Source organism: Janthinobacterium sp. Mn2066, assembly GCF_049319705.1.
Taxonomy (GTDB): domain Bacteria; phylum Pseudomonadota; class Gammaproteobacteria; order Burkholderiales; family Burkholderiaceae_D; genus Janthinobacterium.
In genome coordinates this window covers 438,812-455,662 of the sequence record NZ_JBMOUF010000004.1, presented here as the reverse complement: position 1 = coordinate 455,662, position 16,851 = coordinate 438,812, and the positions used below count along the sequence as shown (strand labels likewise).

Annotated in this window: 14 protein-coding genes; 10 read left to right on the top strand and 4 right to left on the bottom strand. The window is 61.9% G+C overall.

Features of this window, described 5'->3' with window-relative positions; translation table 11 throughout:
- The 9 genes from ACL9RI_RS10585 to ACL9RI_RS10545 all read left to right on the top strand — a co-directional run.
- Window positions 1–2,620 (top strand): beta strand repeat-containing protein (locus ACL9RI_RS10585; protein WP_422726517.1); only part of this gene is annotated, 2,620 nt, incomplete at its 5' end.
- A gap of 34 nt (window positions 2,621–2,654) precedes the next feature.
- Window positions 2,655–3,341, top strand: coding sequence for a FecR family protein (locus ACL9RI_RS10580; RefSeq protein WP_422726516.1), 687 nt, complete (start codon window positions 2,655–2,657; stop codon window positions 3,339–3,341).
- A 91-nt stretch (window positions 3,342–3,432) separates the two neighbouring features.
- Window positions 3,433–5,859, top strand: coding sequence for a heavy metal translocating P-type ATPase (locus tag ACL9RI_RS10575; protein WP_422726515.1), 2,427 nt, complete (start codon window positions 3,433–3,435; stop codon window positions 5,857–5,859).
- Window position 5,860: 1 nt separating this feature from the next.
- A complete protein-coding gene (cueR, locus tag ACL9RI_RS10570; RefSeq protein ID WP_183740684.1) occupies window positions 5,861–6,268 on the top strand; it encodes a Cu(I)-responsive transcriptional regulator in 408 nt (135 codons plus the stop codon).
- Between the two features lie 96 nt (window positions 6,269–6,364).
- A complete protein-coding gene (locus tag ACL9RI_RS10565; protein ID WP_422726514.1) occupies window positions 6,365–7,075 on the top strand; it encodes an ABC transporter ATP-binding protein in 711 nt (236 codons plus the stop codon).
- The gene (locus ACL9RI_RS10560; protein ID WP_422726513.1) at window positions 7,072–8,469 is read left to right on the top strand and encodes an ABC transporter permease subunit; all 1,398 of its coding nucleotides are present in this window, start codon (window positions 7,072–7,074) and stop codon (window positions 8,467–8,469) included. The genes ACL9RI_RS10565 and ACL9RI_RS10560 overlap by 4 nt, the downstream gene beginning before the upstream one ends.
- Window positions 8,470–8,477: 8 nt before the next feature.
- The gene (locus tag ACL9RI_RS10555; protein ID WP_422726512.1) at window positions 8,478–9,944 is read left to right on the top strand and encodes an ABC transporter permease subunit; all 1,467 of its coding nucleotides are present in this window, start codon (window positions 8,478–8,480) and stop codon (window positions 9,942–9,944) included.
- Window positions 9,945–9,981: 37 nt separating this feature from the next.
- Window positions 9,982–12,159 carry a TonB-dependent receptor gene (locus tag ACL9RI_RS10550; RefSeq protein ID WP_422726511.1) on the top strand — a complete coding sequence of 726 codons (2,178 nt, stop codon included), beginning with the start codon at window positions 9,982–9,984 and terminating at the stop codon, window positions 12,157–12,159.
- Window positions 12,160–12,183: 24 nt separating this feature from the next.
- Entirely contained in the window at window positions 12,184–12,918 is a 735-nt protein-coding gene (locus tag ACL9RI_RS10545; RefSeq protein ID WP_422726510.1) for a glutathione S-transferase, read from the top strand.
- 47 nt (window positions 12,919–12,965) lie between these two features.
- Here the strand turns inward: ACL9RI_RS10545 and ACL9RI_RS10540 are convergent, their stop codons facing one another.
- From ACL9RI_RS10540 to yidD, 4 genes are all read right to left on the bottom strand, one after another.
- Window positions 12,966–13,166 carry a heavy-metal-associated domain-containing protein gene (locus tag ACL9RI_RS10540; protein WP_422726509.1) on the bottom strand — a complete coding sequence of 67 codons (201 nt, stop codon included), beginning with the start codon at window positions 13,164–13,166 and terminating at the stop codon, window positions 12,966–12,968.
- Window positions 13,167–13,248: 82 nt separating this feature from the next.
- Window positions 13,249–14,190 carry a bestrophin family protein gene (locus tag ACL9RI_RS10535; protein ID WP_422726508.1) on the bottom strand — a complete coding sequence of 314 codons (942 nt, stop codon included), beginning with the start codon at window positions 14,188–14,190 and terminating at the stop codon, window positions 13,249–13,251.
- Window positions 14,187–14,411: a hypothetical protein gene (locus ACL9RI_RS10530; protein ID WP_422726507.1), complete on the bottom strand. Its 225-nt coding sequence runs from the start codon at window positions 14,409–14,411 to the stop codon at window positions 14,187–14,189. The genes ACL9RI_RS10535 and ACL9RI_RS10530 overlap by 4 nt, the downstream gene beginning before the upstream one ends.
- Entirely contained in the window at window positions 14,401–15,006 is a 606-nt protein-coding gene (gene yidD / locus ACL9RI_RS10525) for a membrane protein insertion efficiency factor YidD (RefSeq protein ID WP_422726506.1), read from the bottom strand. The genes ACL9RI_RS10530 and yidD overlap by 11 nt, the downstream gene beginning before the upstream one ends.
- A 123-nt stretch (window positions 15,007–15,129) precedes the next feature.
- On the opposite strand from yidD, the gene ACL9RI_RS10520 reads away from it, so the two are divergent.
- Window positions 15,130–16,812 carry a serine hydrolase gene (locus ACL9RI_RS10520; RefSeq protein ID WP_422726505.1) on the top strand — a complete coding sequence of 561 codons (1,683 nt, stop codon included), beginning with the start codon at window positions 15,130–15,132 and terminating at the stop codon, window positions 16,810–16,812.
- Window positions 16,813–16,851: the final 39 nt, after the last annotated feature.

The window sequence follows — 16,851 nt, the reverse complement described above, 5'->3', positions numbered from 1 at the left end:
TATCGCGGCCCGTACGCTGAACCTGAACTTTACGGGCATCAACAAGACTTATGACGGCACTACCTCGGCTGGCGTGATCATCGGCGATGACCGCATCGCCGGCGACGCCTTGACGGTAGCTGGCAATGCCAGCTTTGCCGACAAGAATGCGGGCACGGGCAAAACCGTCAGCGTGAATGGCGTCGGCGTGACGGGCGCCGATGCGGGCAACTATGTGCTCGGCAGCCACAGCGGCAGCACCACGGCCGATATCGCGGCCCGTACCCTGAACCTGAACTTTACGGGCATCAACAAGACCTATGACGGCACTACCTCGGCTGGCGTGACCATCGGCGATGACCGCATCGCCGGCGACACCCTGACGGTAGCTGGCAATGCCAGCTTTGCCGACAAGAATGCGGGCACGGGCAAAACCGTCAGCGTGAATGGCGTCGGTCTGACGGGCGCCGATGCGGGCAACTATGTGCTCGGCAGCCACAGCGGCAGCACCACGGCCGATATCGCGGCCCGTACGCTGAACCTGAACTTTACGGGTATCAACAAGACTTATGACGGCACTACCTCGGCTGGCGTGATCATCGGCGATGACCGTATCGCGGGCGACGCCTTGACGGTGGCCGGCAATGCCAGCTTTGTCGACAAGAATGCTGGCACCGCTAAAACCGTCAGCGTGAATGGCGTCGGCGTGACGGGCGCCGATGCGGGCAACTATGTGCTCGGCAGCCATAGCGGCAGCACCACCGCCGATATCGCGGCGCGCGTCTTGCAGGTGTCGGCAACTGGCATCAATAAAGTCTATGACGGCGGTACGGCGGCCAGCGTGGTGCTGGGCGACGACAGGGTGGCCGGCGACGTGCTGGCTCTGACGGGCAATGCCAGCTTTGCTGACAAGAACGTGGGCGCCAGCAAGGCCGTGAGTCTCAACGGCGTCGCCTTGACTGGCCAGGATGCCGGCAATTATGTCGTGGTCTTGCCCACCGGTTTGTTGGCCAGCATCACGCCAGCCGCCTTGAACCTGACGGATGTGATTGCCAGCAACAAGGTGTATGACGGCACCACCAATGCGGCCGTCCATGCTTCGGTGTCCGGTCTGCTGGGCCAGGATGTGGTCAGCGTAGTGGGCGGCAGCGGCAGTTTTGCCGACAAGAATGCGGGCGCGGACAAGCTGGTGACGGCCGGCGGTTTCCGCCTGACAGGCGCCGATGCGGGTAATTATGTCTTGAATACAACGAGCGGCACGGCGCGGGCGACGATTTCGCAAAAACTGTTGTCCACCTGGATAGGCAGCGGCAATGGCTTGTGGAGCGACGCGGCGAACTGGGATGGCGGCGTGGTGCCGGAAGGGGCAAACGTGCTGGCGGTCGACTTTTCACACAGCAACGGCATCGTCACGTATAACGCGGCGGCCGGCAGCACGATCTTGAAAAACCTGAACCTGTCCAGCGGCTTGCTGCTGACGGGCGGCAGCCTGAGCCTGGGCGAGAACGCACAAGACCATTCCGTCTTCGGCGGTAGCGCAGGCCTGGAAATTACGGGCGGCAACCTGTTGCTGAACGGCAGCTTGTCGGCCGACCGCTACGCGCAAAGTGGTGGTTTGCTGAGCGGCAACGGAAACCTGGCCATCGGCAACAGTTTCAGCCAGACGGCCGGCGCCATCAACCTGGGCGGCCAGCTGCTTATCAACCAGGCGAACGGCGACCTGCGCTTTGCCAGCCTGGCGGCGAACGATGTGCACTTGAGTGCGCTGAACGGCGCCATCGGCCAGACTGGCGCCATCGTCGCGGCCAGCCTGAGCACGCAATCGGCGAATGGCACGGTGCTCGGCAATACGGCGAATCAGGTGAGGAACTTTACTGCCAACAATAGCGGCGCAGGCGGTATCGTGCTCAACAATACGTCGGCGCCAGGCACCTTGACCCTGGGCACCATCAGCAGCGGCGCCGGCAATATTGCCATCGAGAATACGGGTGGCATTTCGGCGGGCAATATCGACGGCCATGCTGGCAATGTTGCACTGACGTCGCACAGCCCCGTCACGCTCAATGGCGTTGTTAGCGGCAACGCTATCAGCATCACGGCCGATAGCGATGTGGCCCTGGCGGATGGCGCCCGCCTGAATGCGGCAAGCAATGTCAGCCTGAATGCCGGGCGCGACATCAGCTTCGATGGCGGCGCCGCGGTCAATAGCGGCGGCAACCTGGCGATCAACGCCGGCAACAATGTGCGCTTCGGCGGCAACGCCAGCTTTACGGTGCCCGGCGCGTCCAGCATGAGCGTGCTGGCCAGGACGGGCAGCATCACGGGCACCTCCGGCGTGCGCATCAATCGCCAGCGCAGCGACGTCGGCTTGCTGGCGCCTGGCGGCACCGTGTCCATGCCTGACGCCATCTTCCTGCCTGCGACTGTGCCTCCCGTGATCCCGCCAGGCGTGACCACGGCCATCAATGACGCGCTGAACATCATCAAACAGGCGGACCGCGCCAACGCCTCCCTGGCGCCGACGGTGACGAACACGACGGCGGGCGACAAGAAAAAGGATGACGTCAAGGAAGTGGCGACGGCGGATCAATCAACAGGAAATAAATTCAATGATGGCACTAAAAAAATGTACTGCAATTAAGGCTGTACTGTGGCTGGTCCTGCTGTGCGCGAGCATGCAGGCCTGGGCCGGGCAGGTGGCGGGCACGGTGATGCAATTGAGCGGTCCCCTGCTTGCCAAGAAAGCCGATGGCAAGGTCAAGATCCTGGCCATCAAGTCCGAAGTCGAGTCCGGCGATACCTTGCTGACGGAAAAGGATACCTATGCCCTCATCAAGCTGATCGATAATAGCGAAATCACCCTGAAGCCGAATACCAGTTTCGTCATCGAACAGTTCGCCTATGAAGCGCAACAGCCCGATGGCGACCACGCCGTGTTCAGCCTGCTCAAGGGCGGCTTGCGTTCGGTGACGGGGCTGCTGGGCAAGCGTAACAAGGAACGTTTCGAGATGAAGACCCCATCGGCGACCATCGGCATCCGCGGCACCACGTTCACGGCGACCCTGGTCGGCGCGTCTTCAGCCCCGGCGCTACCGTCATCGGCCGCATCGAGCAGCCTGACGCCTGGCCTGTATGTGCAAGTGATCGAGGGCATGATTCACGTCAGTAACACGGGGGGCGCGCAGAATTTTGCGGCAGGGCAATTCGGCTTTACGCCCGGCATACTGCAGCCACCGGTCATCATCCCATCGCACCCTGACATCCAGTTCACGCCGCCACCTGCATTTTCTGCACCAGGCGGTGCAGCGGGATCGGGCGGGGCAGGCAAAAATGCGGCGGTGATCGATTGCGTGGTACGTTGATGTTGTTATGATAATTAAATAAGGCTTGACCTTCCCATCATTGGATAGCAGATCCTGTACCTATTAGTTCATCTATCGTACAGGATCTGCCATGACCCAGACCGCATCGTCGTCCTCTGCTTCTCCCTCTTCTTCCTCTGCCCATGCGCAGGCGCTGGCCATCGAAGGCATGAGCTGCGCGTCCTGCGTGGGCCGGGTAGAAAAAGCCCTGTTGAAAGTCGATGGCGTGACGGGCGCCAGTGTCAACCTGGCCACCGAAACGGCCAGGGTCCTGTCCGATACCGCCATCCCGTTTGCCACCTTGCAGGCGGCCGTGGAAAAGGCCGGCTACACGGTGGCCCAGCGTGATATCGATTTGAACGTGGCCGGCATGACTTGCGCCTCCTGCGTGGGCCGGGTGGAAAAAGCCCTGTTAAAAGTGCCCGGCGTGGCGGGCGCCAGCGTCAACCTGGCCACCGAAAGCGCGCGTATCAAGATCACGGGCGACGTCGATGCGGCGGCCCTGATCGCCGCCATCGCCAAGGCGGGCTACGAGGCATCCGTGCCGGTGAGCAAGCAATCGGATGCGCCTGCCAGCGCGCCCTCGCGCGACGGCCTCAAGGTGGTGCTGGCCGCCATCCTGTCATTCCCCCTGATGTTGCCGATGTTGCTCGAATGGGCAGGCATCCACTGGATGCTGCCCGGTTGGCTGCAATTGGTCCTGGCCACGCCGGTGCAGTTCTATTTTGGCGCGCGCTTCTACAAGGCAGGCTGGAAGGCGGTGCGGGCCGGCAGCGGCAATATGGACTTATTGGTTGCGCTGGGCACCAGCGCCGCGTATGGCTTGTCCGTCTACCAATGGTTGACGGCGTACGGCATGTTGCCGCACCTGTATTTTGAAGCGGCGGCCGTGGTGATTACGCTGGTATTGCTGGGCAAATGGCTGGAATCGCGCGCCAAGCGGCAAACGGCGTCGGCCATCCGCGCCCTGCAGGTATTGCGTCCGGAATCGGCCCGCGTGCGCCGCGATGGGCACGATAGCGATGTCCCGGTTGCCGACGTGAAAGTGGGGGACTTGGTGGTGATCCGTCCCGGCGAGCGCGTTGCCGTCGATGGCGTGGTGGTGGAAGGCGCCAGCCAGATCAATGAGTCCCTGATCACCGGTGAAAGCTTGCCGGTCGATAAGCATGTGGGCGACAAGGTGACGGGCGGCGCCATCAATGCCGATGGCTTGCTGCTGGTGCGCACCCAGGCGGTAGGCGGCGAGACGACCTTGTCGCGCATCATCCGCCTGGTGGAAGATGCACAGGCAGCCAAGGCGCCGATCCAGCACCTGGTGGACAAGGTCAGCGCCATTTTTGTTCCCGTGGTGCTGGTGCTGGCGCTGCTGACCCTGCTGGGCTGGTGGCTGACGACGGGCCAGCTGGAAACGGCCATCATCAATGCCGTGGCCGTGCTGGTGATTGCCTGTCCGTGTGCACTGGGCCTGGCCACGCCGACCGCCATCATGGCCGGCACGGGCGTGGCGGCCCGCTATGGTATTTTGATCAAGGATGCGGAAGCGCTGGAAGTGGCGCATGCCGTTACCACCGTGGTGTTCGACAAGACGGGCACCTTGACGGTGGGCAAACCTGCGCTGGCCGCCCTGCATGCGCACGCTATCGATGAAGTCCGCCTGCTGCAATTGGCGGCCAGCATCCAGCGCGGCAGCGAGCACAGCCTGGCCACCGCCGTGCTGGACGCGGCGGCTGCGCGCAACATCACGCCATTGCCGACCAGCAGCTTGTCCGCCTTGCCTGGCCGCGGCCTGGCGGCGCAGGTCGATGGCCTGGAGCTAAAACTGGGCAGCACGCGCCTGATGCAGGAATTGAATGTGGACCTGGCGCCGCTGGCAGCCCAGGCGCACGTATTGGAAAACACGGGCAACACGATTTCCTGGCTGTCTTCAGGCACGCAATTGCTGGGCCTGTTTGCCTTCAGCGACCAGGTCAAGCCGCATGCACAGGCGGCGATTGCCCACCTGCATGGCCTCGGCATCCAGACCGTGATGCTGACCGGCGACAACCAGGGCAGTGCGGATGCGGTCGGCACGCTGCTGGGCATCGACGTGGTGGCCGCGAAAATGTTGCCTGCCGATAAAACCGCTAAAATCCTTGCATTGAAAGCCGAGGGCGCGACGGTGGCGATGGTGGGCGACGGCATCAACGATGCGCCCGCGCTGGCGGCGGCCGATGTCGGTATCGCCATGTCGACCGGCACCGATGTGGCCATGCATGCGGCAGGGATTACCCTGATGCGCGGCGACCCGGCCCTGGTGGCGGACGCCATCGATATCTCGCGCCGCACCTACAGCAAGATACGGCAGAATTTGTTTTGGGCATTCATTTATAACCTGATCGGCATTCCCCTGGCCGCCTTTGGCTTGCTCAACCCCATGGTGGCGGGCGCGGCGATGGCCTTCAGTTCGGTCAGCGTGATCAGCAATGCCCTGTTGCTGCGCCGCTGGACAGCGCGCAGCGCACAAACCAAGGAGTCATGAAATGAATATCGGCCAGGCAGCAAGCGAAACAGGCGTATCGGCAAAGATGATACGTTATTACGAAAGCATCACCTTATTAAAGCCCAGCGCGCGGACCGATGCCGGCTACCGCGTCTATACGCCGAATGATTTGCATGCCTTGCGCTTCATCAAGCGGGCGCGGGGATTGGGTTTTTCGCTGGAGCAAATCCGTGAATTGCTGTCCCTATGGCAAAACAACCAGCGCGCCAGCGCCGATGTGAAGAACATTGCCCTGTCCCATGTGGCCGACCTGAACCAGCGCATCGCCGAATTGACGGAAATGCGCGACACCCTGGCCCACCTGGCGCAATCGTGCCACGGCGATGACCGGCCCGACTGCCCGATCTTGCAAAGCCTGGGCACGGTGGGGGGCGACTGCTGCCATTGACCGTGTAGAAACGTTCCTTGTTGACGGACTCGCCACTTCGTTATTGATAATCCATTCTCATTAAGGTATTCTGTCGCTTTCAGAAGAGAGTGACTTATGCTTGAAGCAATCGGCCTGCGCAAATGCTATGGTCAACATACTGCGCTGGACAGCCTGGACTTATGTGTCGCACCGGGCGACATTTTTTGTTTGCTGGGCGCCAATGGCGCAGGCAAAACCACCACCATCAACCTGTTCCTCAATTTCATTGCGCCCAGCGCTGGCAGCGCATGGATCAATGGTGTCGATGTCACGCGCGATCCCTTGCGCAGCAAGCAGGACGTTGCCTATATTCCAGAACAGGTCAATCTGTATCCCACCCTGTCCGGACTGGAAAACCTGCGTTATTTCTCGGCCCTGGCGCTGGGACATGAACTGCCGCGTGCGCGCCTGCTGGGCTTGATGGAAGAAGTGGGCCTCGATCCCGCCGTCGCCGACCGGCGCGTGGCGGGCTATTCGAAAGGCATGCGGCAAAAGGTGTGGATCGCCGTGGCCCTGGCGAAAGAGGCCAAGGCCTTGCTGCTGGACGAACCCACTTCCGGCCTCGACCCGCACGCGGCCAATGAATTCTCGAACTTGCTGATACGCGCCAGCGCCAACGGCGTGGCCGTGCTGACCACCACCCACGATTTGTTCCACGCGCGCCATACGGGCACCCGCATCGGCATCATGAAGCAGGGCAAGCTGGTGGAAAATTTTGCCAGCGCCGAGATCAGCGACCGCGAATTGCAGGCTGTGTATCTGCGCCATATGGGAGCCTCGCTATGATCTGGCTGATGGCCCGCCGCGATGTGCTCGAACGCTGGCGCGATGGCCGCCTGCTGTGGGCCGGCGGCATGATCATGGTGCTGCTGCTGACTGCCCTGGCGATCGGCTACCAGCACCGCCAGCAGGCGCGTGCCGAACAGCGCGCGGCCCAGAGCGCCGATTATGCCGATTGGCTCAAGCAGGGGCGGCGCCACCCGCACGATGCCGCGCATCAAGGCATGCACGCATTCAAGCCCGAGGCGGCCCTGGCGCTGATCGATCCTGGTATCAATCCGTATATCGGCAGCACCATCTGGCTGCAGGCGCACCGCCAGAGCGATGTGATGTTCCGGCCCGCGCAGGACGCCACCGGCCTGCAGCGCTTTGGCGACCTGTCGGCCGGCTGGATCTTGCAGGTGCTGGGACCGCTGCTGGTGATCGTGCTGGGCTTTAATGCCTTTGCCGGCGAGCGCGAGCAGGGCATCTTGCGCCAGGCGCTGAGCCTGGGCCTGCCGGCCTCGCGCATGTTGTGGGGCAAGGCGGCCGCATTGGGCCTGAGCCTGCTGATGTTGCTGGCGCCCGCTGGCGTGATCGCCGGGGTGGCCGCCATGCTGGGCGCCGACCCGGGCACGCACGGCGATACCTTGCTGCGGTTTGGCTGGCTGGTGCTGTGCTACTGCCTGTATTTTGCCGTGTTCATTTTCCTGACCCTGGGCGTGTCGGCGCTTGCGTCGACTTCGCGCGTGGCAATCACGGTCTTGCTCGCCTTGTGGATCGGCAACGCCGTGATCGCGCCGCGCGTGATGGCCGAACTGTCGCGCCGGCTCTATCCGACGCCGACCCAGCTGCAATTCAACCAGCAACTGGGCGCCGACCTGAAAGCGACTTCCGACCGTCTGTGGCTGGCCAATTTCGGCACCACCGAGCGCTGGGGACGCGACGTGCCGCTCTCGAAGTGGGGCCGCGCCCTGCAGCTCGACGATCATGCCAGCTATGCCGTATTCGACCGCCATTTCGGCCGCCTGTGGGATACCTGGGAACGCCAGCAGGGCGTGCAGGAATGGAGTGGCGCCGTGCTGCCCATGCTGGCCATGCGTGCGCTGTCGAGCAATGCGGCGGGCACGGATTTCGGCCACCACCGCAGCTTTACCACGGCGGCGGAGCAGCATCGACGGCTGATCCAGAACATCGTCAGCGCAGACCTGGTCCAGCACGCCGACGTGCTGGGCGGCCAGCACTTCGCTTACCAGTCCGGGCCGGAATTATGGAAACGCATCCCGGCCTTTGACTACCATCCCCCCGCTGCCGCCTGGGCCATCGAGCGCAGCGGGCGCAGCTTGCTGTCGCTGTGCGCCGCCCTGGCATTGGCCCTTGTGTTTGCCTGGCAAGCTACTGTGCGGCAGCGCGCTTTTTAAGAAAAATCATGAAAAAACTCTCTCAAGGCCGCCGTCTGCGCATGGTGATGGCGGAAGAGCTGCGCCTGCTCGCAGCTGACCGCAGTTTCTGGGTCGTCGGTATCGTGTTCCTGCTGTTGATCGTCTATGCCTTGTCGAACGGCATCCACCAGGCCACCCTGCACAAGGATGCGCAGGCCGCCATCGTGCATGACGACTTGCAGCGACGCGCCCAGCAACTGGTGAAACTTGAACACATCATGGCGGGCGACGTGATTCCTGGCCCCTTCGACAACCCGGCCGATCCCACCCATATGGGGGGCGGCTACGGTGCGCACCACGCCATCTTGCCGCCCGCCCCGCTGGCGGCCATCGCCCTGGGCCAGGACGATCTGTTTCCCAGCCAATACAAGGTGACTTATGAAAGCAAGATCAGCTTTATCGGCAACAACGATAGCGAAAATCCCTGGAATCTGCTGAGCGGCCATTTCGACCTGTCCTTCGTGGTGGTCTACCTGCTGCCGTTCCTGATCTTTGCGCTGGGCTACAACCTGTTGTCGGGCGAGCGCGAAAGCGGCACCTTGCGCCTGCTCATGTCGCAGCCGCTGGCGCTGTGGACCTTGCTGATCGGCAAAGTGGTCAGCCGGGCAGGGATCTTGCTGGCGCTGGCGGTACTGGTGCCGGCCGCCATCCTCTTGCTGGCCCAGCCCGCTGCGCTCGGCGGCGGCCTGTTTGCCCCGCTGGCCTGGCTGGCTACGGTGGGCGTGTATGCCTTGTTCTGGTTTGCACTGGTGCTCGCTGTCAATGCCTGCGGCAAATCGTCGGCCAGCAATGCGATGGTGCTGATCATCGCCTGGGTGATGCTGGTGCTGGTATTGCCCGCCCTGTTGAACCTGGCCGTGAACCGGGCCGTGCCGTCGCCTTCGCGCGCCGAGCTGGCCACGCGCACCCGGGTGCTGACGGCCGAGGCGATGGCGCGCAACAACAAGCTGCTCAGCACCGATTATGCGCATGTGGGCAAACCCGGCGTGCTGGTGCCGAAAGACGGCAGCATCCAGATGGCGGGGCGGCTGCGCGGCATGTTTTTCATCGAGCGCGAAGTCGACCAGCAGATCGCCCCCGAACTGGCCCGCTTTGATCGCCAGCAAGCGTTGCGGCAGGCGCTGGTGGAGCACTACAGCTTCTTGTCGCCGGCCGCCGTCGCCGCGGAAGCCATGAGCACCCTGGCCGGCACCGGCCAGCGCCGCCATGCCTGGTTCATGCAGCAAACGTCGGATTATCACGCCGCGTGGAAGCAATTCTTCTTTCGCCGCATCGATGCCGGCAAAGCCCTGAGCGTGGCCGATTTCGCCACCATCCCCCGCTTCAGCTGGCGCGAGGAAGACGCCGCCGTCGTCAGGCAGGGGGCGTTTATCGCCCTGGGGCAATTGCTGGCGCCCTGTTTGCTGCTGCTGGCCTTTGCCGGCTGGCGTTTGCGGCGCTATCAAGTCATCTAAAAAAACCATCACACCACCAAAAGAGAGCATGCAAAAAATGAACAGACAGATTTACAAGGCCGCCGCCCTGGCGATGCTGAGTGCAGGTACGGTATGGGCGCAGGATGGCGCGCCACCGGTCGCGGTGGTCGAAGTGCCCGGCACGCGCGACAGCGGCGCCGCGCCATTGGACTCCCATGCAGGCGTTGCCAGCCGGCTGGGATTGACGGTGCGCGAAACGCCGGCCTCGGTGGAAGTCATCACCCAGGACACCATGCAGCAGCGGGGCGAGCGTACCGTGCTGGACGCCTTGCGCGGCGCGGCCGGCGTGAGCGGCGGCAATCCGCCATCGGCGCCGGCCAGCGTGTCGATGCGCGGTTTCAATAACGTGCTGTTCCTGTATGACGGCATGCGCAGTTCCGCCGCCGGCATCACCAACCGGGTGGAAGACACCTGGAATTACGAACGCATCGAGATACTCAAGGGACCGGCCTCGGTGCTCAATGGCGATACGGCCATCGGCGGCATCGTCAACGTCGTGACGCGCAAACCCGAGCGCAACACCAGCCGCGAGTTGATGTTGTCCTACGGCAGCCATGGCGCTTACCGCGCCGCCGTGGACCTGGGCGGCGCCATCGGGGCGAATGGCGCGTACCGCCTCGACTATAGCCACAACGACAGCAAGCTGGGCGTGGTGCCGAATGCCGGTGAGAAAATCGACCACCTGACGGGCGCCGTCAGCTTTGATCTGCCACAAGACGTCAAGCTTGAAGCCAGCCTGGACTATCTGAAAGACAATAACCAGGGGTATTTCGGCACGCCGCTGGTGCCGCGCACGTTTGCCACGGAGCCGACCAATGTGGTGAGTACGCCCGATGGCCGCGTGATCGATCGTCGCATTGCCGGCAATAACTACAACGTCCTGGACAATGAAAACAGTTCGGAAACCTACTGGGGACGTATCAAGCTGAGCGGCAACCTGGCGCCGGGATGGCGCTGGCAAAATGAATTGGCCATCAACCAGGCGCATCGCTTGTTCAAGAATTCGGAAAGCGCTGTTTTTGTCAGTCCGGACACCATCGTGCGTGACCAGACCCTGATTACGCACGAGCAGCATTATGTGGCCGACCGTTTTGATCTCAGTCATCAAGGCAGCCTGGCCGGCTTTGCCAACCGCTTTGTGATCGGCACGGAGCTGGGCAAGACCGGCTTTGACAGCGAACGCCGTTTCTCGGATGGCAGCAGCGCCACCCGCGCGCTGCTGGCCACTTCCGCCCTCGCGCCCCAGGTCGGCTTCTACAACCCCTCGCCAACGCTGTCGACCGGCGCCGGCAACCGGACCAATACCACCACCGATATCGATAGCGCCGCGCTGTTCCTGGAAGACGCATTGAAACTGGGCAGCCGCTTTACCGTGGTCAGTGGCGTGCGGTATGACCATACCGGCCTGGACCGCTCGGTGCGCGACCTGAACACGGGCAGCTTGACGGCTTTCAGCACCAATCTGAACGCCACCTCGCTCCGCCTGGGTGGCGTGTATGAGATCGATTCAAGCAGCAGTGCCTACGCCCAGTACACCACGGCTACCTTGCCTGTCAGCACGCTGTTCCTGTATTCGGCAAGCAATACGGCATTTGCGCCCTCGCGCGGCAAGCAGGCCGAGATCGGCTTCAAGCAAAGTTCGCCGGATGCGCGCCTGAGCTGGACGGCCGCCCTGTACCGCATCGAACTCGATAATGTGCTGTCGCGTGATGCGAACAATCCCAACCTGACGGTCAATAACGGCAAGCAATCGTCGCAGGGGCTGGAATTGACGGCGGCATGGCGGGCGACGCGGCAATGGAGCTTGTCCGGCAACGCGGCGCTGCTGCGCGCCCGTTTCGACAACCTGATCGAAGCAGGGGGAGTGTCGCGCATCGGCAACGTGCCGACCAACGTGCCCGAGCGCGTGTACAACCTGTTCTCGACCTGGAAAGCGGACGCGTTGCCGGCGGAGGTCTTTCTTGGGGTAAATCATACGGGCGCCAGTTTCACGGACACGGCCAACCAGATTCGCATCAACGGCCACACGACGGCCGATGCCGGCGCGGCGTATCGGATAAACAATGCTACGATCACCTTGCGCGTGCGTAACCTGACCAACAAGCTGTATGCGGATTATGGCGGACGCGCAAGCAGCCAGGTGTTGCTGGCGCCGTTAAGGACAGTGGAACTGAGCGCCAGAATGGACTTCTGAATGTCTTGACCGAAAGGGTGGATGATGAGCGCTGCGTACCAACTGTATTACTGGCCCACGATACAGGGGCGTGGTGAATTCATCCGGCTGGCGCTGGAAGAGGCGGGCGCCAGCTATGTCGATATTGCCCGTCAACCTGAAAAAAACGGCCTGGGCGTGCCGGCCGTGCTGGCTTGCCTCGATGGCGCCAGCACGCTGCATCCTGCCTACGCGCCGCCCGTGCTGGCTGATGGCGACTTGCTGATCGGCCAGACGCCGAACATTTTGCTGTACCTGGGGCGGCGGCTGGGCCTGGCGCCGCGCGCGGAAGCAGGCCGGCTGTGGCTGAACCAGCTGCAGCTGACCATGGCCGACTGGCTGACGGAAGTGCACGATACGCACCATCCGCTGTCGATGAACCAGTATTACAAAGAACAGAAACCGGCGGCGCTTGTGCGCGCACAGGATTTTCGCGACACCCGCCTGCCGAAATTCCTCGCCTACTTTACGCAGGTGCTGGCCAACAATCCGCGCCGTGGCGGCTGGCTGGTGGGCGCAAAACTCACGTATGGCGACCTGTCGCTATTCCAGATGCTGGCCGGCTTGTCGTATGCTTTTCCAAAGACCATGGCGCGCCTGGCGCCGCAATATCCAGCCTTGTTCGATCTGCACGACAGGGTGGCGGCACGGCCCAATATTGCCCGCTACCTGAAGTCGAAGCGCAGGATAGCTTTCAATCAGGATGGTATTTTCCGGCACTATCCTGAACTCGATGCCTGAAAGCAAAACAGCCGGCGTATCAGCCGGCTGTTTTATATTCCGCGCACTTACTGTGCGCTGGTCACGGGGTAGCCCGCCTCCACGATGGCGGCCTTGATGCTGTCGAGCGCACCCGACGATTCCACTTTCACGCTCTTGCTGGCCAGGTCGATCTGCACCTGGGCGGCCGGGTCGATGCCTTGCACGGCCTTGGTGACGGAACCGACGCAATGGCCGCAGCTCATGTTTTCTACTTGCAATTGATACATGACAAGCACTCCTGTAATGGTTAAGTGACTGCACTGTAAGCCTTCCCCCGGTGGCAAGGTCAAGCGAAAGCTGTGCTGTATTTCAATTCAGTGTGAAATCGACGGCCTTCATGGCGGGCGGCAAGTTGTCGTCTTGCAAGGATTCACGCAGATTGATTTCAATCGCGCGGCACATGGCACTCAAAGGCAAGTCGTTGGCGTCGGTGCCGAATGGCTCTTCGATTTCATCGCCGAGCGCATCGAGGCCAAAGAAGGTGTAGGCGACGATGGCGACCACGAACGGCGTCATGAAGCCCAGCGAATCGACCAGGCCGAAAGGCAGCAAAAAGCAATACAGGTAGGCCGTGCGGTGCAGCAGCAGGGAATACGAAAACGGAATCGGCGTGCTGCGGATGCGTTCGCACGATGCACCGGCGCCGACCATGGCGCTGATGGTGCCATCGATCTGTGCGGCCAGCATGCTGTCGATGCGGCCTTGCTGCACGCAATCGGCCAGGTCGTGGCCCATTTGCAGCATCAGGTAATCGGACGGGTTCGACGCCTTGTTTGCCGCTTCCCACTCGGCCGGGCGCAGCAGCGGCTGCAGCTCGGCTGGCCCGCGCGTATCGCGCAACTGGTGGCGCAGCGCATGGCAAAAAGCGATGGTCCGGTAAATCATGCGCACGCGCACATCATCCAGGCCCAGTTTGGCGTGCGCCGGGGTGTCGCTGCGTATCATGCTCTGGCATTGGCGTGAAAAGTTGCGGCAGCGCAGTACCAGCTCACCCCACAGCTTGCGCCCTTCCCAGTAACGGTCATAGGCGGCCGTATTGCGGAACCCCAGGAAGATCGCCAGTGGCAAGCCGATCAGGGTGAACGGGATGGTGGTCAGGATCACCTTGTGGTCGAACAGGGTGCCGTGGCACCAGGTGATGAAGGCAGCGAACAGCGTATTGACGATCAGGGTCGTGCGGATGCGGGGCAGGACGGAACCGCGCACGACCAGGAACAGTTTTAACGCCGAGGGGCGGTCACGCACGATCATGCTGCGCTCCCGGACAAGGTGAAGTTGCTGAATGGCAATTGCCGGGTACAAAAAACCCGCTGTGTGCGCGGGCTGGACTGGGTGTGCATGGGAGGCAGTGTAGGGGAGACGGCAGCAGTATAGGCCGCCGCCTTGCAGTCGGCAAATTCATAGTTGCGATAGGTGGTATTCATTTTTCGAATGAATATTTCAATCTGTAAGTAAATTTCATCAACCTTCATTTTCAGGCGCTTGCATGCGCGCGATTTTCTGGCGATGTGCCACTTGCTGCCGCTTCAGTTGCTTGCTCTCAGTATAACTGTTACGCCATGGTGTCGCGCTCTTGCGATGGGGCCAGTCGCAACTCAGTAGATCGAGTGCGTCGCCCCAGTCGCAGGAGCAATCGCCACAGTCTGTAGTGGGGAGGTCGCAAAAACCTGCCTGCGCTCGATGCCGGGCCGTCATAAAAGTGGAGGGATGCTGCGCCAGGTGTTCGCGGTGGCGTGTGCCACAGGCATGCAAGCGGCGCCGCAGCAGCGCCCAGCCCGTGATCAATCCATGGCGGGCGATGGCGCGGTAGCCATAACCCGAGCAACTGTCGCGTCCTGTCAGCACGCGGTAGGCGCAGGAAAATCCCTTGTAGGGCGACAGATGGCGCTGGTAGGCGCGTATTACCCACAGGGCCAGGCCTCGACTGTATGCAGCTAGCGTAGAAATAAATATCCTTATTGGTTTGTTGCAAGGTTGAGTGTAATGGAAGGCGTTGCCATGCGTCAGTAAAAATCCTGGATGCCCACTTGAAATGATTTCCAAAGTGACAAATGGAGAGAATTGCAAGAGGAGCGTCTGTTACTCTGATTTTTGCGCCTTAGAAATATTTTCTAAGACGTAACGTCAGACCGATCGCCGCTGTCTGGAGCTCGGCCATGCTTGTTCATCCTCCTTTGGAAAGTGCTCTACATGTTTAAAGTTTCCAGCATTTGTCTCGCCACCCTGATCCTGCTGCAAACCCCTGTCACCTGGGCTGACCAGCCCGCTCCTCTGAGCCAGCGCCAGCAAGCGCTGGCCGCGCAGATCGACGCCAGCATCGCCCCGTATTTCAAGTCGACCGAACCGGGCGCCGTGGTGATCGTGGTCAAGGATGGCCAGCCGCTGTTGCGCAAGGCCTATGGTCTGGCCAGCGTCAAGGATGGGCAGCCGTTGACGCCCGACATGTCGCTGCGCCTGGGCTCGATTTCCAAGCAATTTACGGCCGTCGCCACGCTGATCCTGGCCGACCAGGGCAAGCTGGCGCTGAGTGACGACATCACCCGCTTCCTGCCCGACTATCCGACTCACGGCAAGAAGATCACGATAGAACAATTGCTGACCCACACGTCCGGCATCCACGACTACACCATCAAGCCTGAATTCGTGCCCAACAGCACCAAGGATCTGAGCGTGGCGCAGATGATCGATTTCTTCAAGAACGATCCGCTCGACTTTGAACCGGGGTCGCAGTGGCGCTACAGCAGTTCCGGTTATTTCCTGCTGGGCGCCATCATAGAAAAAGCGTCGGGCCAGCCCTACGCCAAGTTCGTCGAGCAGCAGATTTTTGTGCCGCTGGGCATGAACGATACCGCCTACGAAGGCCATGAGCGCGCGCCCGTCAAGCGCGCAGCCGGCCATATCCGTTCGGGGGAGGCGTATGTGCCGAACCTGCCGCTGAGCCTGAGCCAGCCTTACGCGGCCGGTGCGCTGGTCTCGACCGTGGATGACCTGGCCCGCTGGGACGCCGCCATCTCCGAAGGCAAGCTGCTCAAGGCCGCTACCTGGCAACAGGCGTTCACGCCGGCCAAGCTGAACGACGGCAAGGCCACCCGTTATGGCTATGGCTGGATGCTGGGCACCTGGCAAAACACGCCGGTAATCCATCACGGTGGCGGCATCAACGGCTTTGCCACCTACGCGATGCGCTTGCCGAAGGAAAAAGTGTATGTGGCCGTGCTGGAAAACTCGGATACAGGCCTGGTCGATCCCGACGTGGTGGCCCGCAAGGCAGCCGCTGTCGCCGTTGGCCGGCCCTATCCCGAGATCAAGGTCATCACGCTCAAGCCTGCCATCCTAGACGCCTACGCGGGCGTGTATAAAATCAATGACAACGCCGGCTACACGATCCGCAACTTCGAAGGTAATCTGTTGCTGCAACGCACGGGCCGTCCCGCACAGCGCCTGCTGGCGTATTCGCCGAATGGCTTCCTGATTGAAAATACCCTGACCACGGCCGAGTTCGAACGGGGACCGAAAGGCGAGGCGCAACTGATCCTCAATGACGCGGGCGAATCGAAATCGGTCTTCGAGCGCGCCAGCGTTGCCAAGCCGGCCCGCACCGTGGTCGCCATGACGAACGCGCAGTTCGATGCCTATGTGGGCAAATATGCGCTGGCGCCCCAGGTCTACCTGGAAGTGACGCGCGAAGGCGACAAGTTCTTTGCCCAGGTCACGGGTTTCCGCAAGCTGACGATGCTGCCGATGAGCGATACGGCTTTCTTCTCGAATGAAGTCGATGCGGAAGTACGTTTCAGCAAGGATGCTGACGGCAAGATCGGGCAGCTTGTGTTGCGCCAGGAAGGGCAGGACATGCCGGCCAAGCGGGTCAACTGATCGTCGCTGCTTCTCATGCCTGCCGGCCAGCCCACGCTG